Origin of the sequence: Nostoc sp. MG11, from assembly GCF_014904695.1 — a bacterium.
Lineage (GTDB): Bacteria > Cyanobacteriota > Cyanobacteriia > Cyanobacteriales > Nostocaceae > Komarekiella.
In genome coordinates this window covers 1-2999 of record NZ_JACXXN010000142.1, presented here as the reverse complement: position 1 = coordinate 2999, position 2999 = coordinate 1, and the positions used below count along the sequence as shown (strand labels likewise).

Annotated in this window: 1 protein-coding gene; it reads right to left on the bottom strand. The window is 43.0% G+C overall.

Annotation, left to right across the window (positions count from 1 at the left end):
• Positions 1-162: 162 nt before the first annotated feature.
• A complete protein-coding gene (locus tag HCR01_RS37495) occupies positions 163-2745 on the bottom strand; it encodes a glycosyltransferase family 2 protein (protein ID WP_193200946.1) in 2583 nt (860 codons plus the stop codon).
• Positions 2746-2999 lie beyond the last annotated feature (254 nt).

The following is a 2999-nucleotide window of genomic DNA, read 5'->3' as shown; positions in this document are numbered from 1 at the left end:
GCAGGAAGCAGAAGGAAAAGAAAATAAAAACTATGTAAGTCTTGCATTACAAAGATTTCATAACTCCAGCAAAGTTGCCTTCTGCATCTGCGAAATTCTGATAGCTGCGGCGGGCTGCGCTAACGAATAGCGAAAAAAATTGAAGCCTTAACTCATAAGCTGTCAGTTTTTCGATGAAGACCAAGAACGCTGAAGATGCCTTGCAGTATCTGGACTCAGTGCCCAATCAGGCTGTCCAATAGCCAATGGAACTAGATCAGGCTGCTTCTGGTTGAAGTAAACCCATCCTTTTAACTGTGGAAACTTGCTTAGACTAACAAGTGCCATATCAAGCCAGTGTTGTTTTTCTGCCTCACTGCCATTGACACCAACTTCAACGGCAATCATTGGCTTATTGTAAAAGCTGGAAAACCAGTATTTTTCTGACATTAGACGCTCAAACGAAGGTAAACTTTTATCTTGAGACCATTCTTTTGTGGCATAAATCGAAACTCCGATCAGATCCACGTACTTACTACCTGGCCAGTAACGCTTGGCCGTCGGAAAGCCTGCTGGTGACCACATCCATATCAAGTTAGTAGCCCCTTCACGCCGAGCAAAGTCGTGTACATAGCGGTAGACTGCAATAAAGCCTTTTTCATCCGCTTTCGACCAGGGGTACTGACCAATGATTTCCATCTCGTGCCCGAAACGAAAGTAAATTCTTTGATGCGGTTGAGATTTCAGGGTCGAGAAAACTTGCCGAAGGGTGCTATCATAACGACCAGCGAGAATGTCATCGAAGAGAGTTGCCGTGGTCATACCGTTCCAGTTCCAGGGAAACGGTTCTAAGGTAATCAGAGGTATACGCCCAGACTGAGTTGCTTGCTTAAGCGCTGACTTCAGTTCTTTGGTATCGTTGAGCCGCCAGAAGACGAAATGGTGATCGAGCTTAATAGTACGATCTTGCTTGAAGTCTCCGTTGGGATCGTAAATACCGTATAGCATCTGAGGCATAGTAGCGGGTAAGTTTATCTGAGCTAGCTTAGTAAGGTATTGGATTGGCTCGAAGACGGAACCCAGTAGCGGCAGTTTTTTGAGACTTGCCACCAGCAGCAATGTTATTCCTAGAGCAACACAAATGTACTGAGTTGCGTGGCTCAAGAGGTTGAGACGAGTTTCCCGGTGATGCAGGAACAAAGCAACCGCAGAAACACCAATAAAACTGGTTGCACTAAAAAGAGTTAAAAAGTAGTATCCAATGGCGTACTTGACATTACCGATCAAGACTGTAATTATACAGGCGGTTGAACCCAGCAGTAGGTAGGGTAGGATCGCCTTCATTGGCAGAGGATTTCTCAAATTTTCCTTGGGTGTAATTTTGAATTGTAGTTCGCGTCCCAGCATACAACTAACAAAAGCGCTATAGATGCCAGCAAGAATCCATAACCCTCTAGCGATTTGAAAGATTATTATCTGCCAAGAAATGATGCGGCTGTTAACTGGGCGTAAACAACCGCATTTCTTAAGCCACATTACTGGAAAGATTGTTGTTGATGAGAGCAACGTAATGCGAATAAGAAACTCCAAGTATGAAACGCGAACCCAGGGCTGATCCCAAATCAGTGCCAGTGCAGGCAAAAAAATGCCGGAGATGCTACAGAAACCGAAAATTGGATACCAGAGTTGGGCAAACAGAAACTGAAATTTCAATGTAGCAGGCAGTGCCCCAAAATAAAGAGGCGTAGTCTTGATTAACACTTTCATCAGACTGCGAGACCATTGGAACTCCTGAGTCATACAATCCGCGAAGCTGCTTGGACCTAAACCATGTGCTTCGGCATCAAAAGCAAATACGCCTTTCCAGCCCTCTGCATTCATCATTAACGTTGTGGTGTGATCCTCTGCTAATTCTGGGCCCAGTCCGCCAATCGTTTGTAAAGCACTGGTTCGTACAGCATAATGGCTACCAATACATAGAGGTGCCCAACCGTCGTTATAGCCAGCTTGAAGGGCACCATGCAGTGTTGCTTCAGCAAACAGACGCGCATTGACGACCCAGCTTTGCTTGACATTGGCATCACAAATAGAAGGGGCTGCAACATAGCCTACACCAGGATCTACAAATGGTCGGATCATTGCCTCCAAATAGCCTGTAGAAGGTACATGATCCGCGTCCAATTGCACAACAATATCATATTGTTCATAGCCGACTTGATCGTAGAAGTAGGCTAAATTACCTTCTTTGCAACGCGTTCGGCGTGGCCAGTTGGGGCGATGATAGGTTGCAATACCCTTTCGGCAGGAAATGCGGACGCCATTCAACTTACACCAGTCCCAGGTTTCAACGTCAGGATCTTCGTCAGCTAACCAGGTATCATGCGGATAGACTTGAGTCAGCATTGCTTCCAGCGTCTGCCTAACTACCAACCAAGGTTCTGAAGGTGCTTTGGTGACGACCATAGCTACTCGCCAGTCTTTAGGTATCGGCACTTGCGGATTCTGCCGTTTCATTCTCAACGTAAAATAGAAAAAGTATGCTGGCATTAAGGTAGTGTATGCCAATAGCAAACTGTTTAACACCATTCCTCTGATGGTAATCAGATGATCAGCCTTTAACCACCAAATCCAGAAACCACACAGGTTGATTAACCAAAATACAATTAAGATTTGAAGAATTACACTTTGTTTACGGGTAAGAACAGGAATTAAGTTAGGAACTTTGTTTGATCTAACTGAAGTCTGCTGTTGTTTGGGAGTTGGCATAATTTCAGGAGTAGGACAAGGTATAATCAAAAGTTATGATTTCTGTTACTATTTATGATACAAAAAGGATTTTACAAATAAAATATTCAAATATATTGAGTAAATATAGTAGTCATCAAGCTTTTAAATTTACCTTGTTGAATCTAACTTAAATAAGGTTAATATACAATTAATTTATTGCTTAAAATTGGTTAAAAACCATTGTTAAAATCATGAACATCCATAAATAAAAATAATTTAATAGGCGTTTTTGT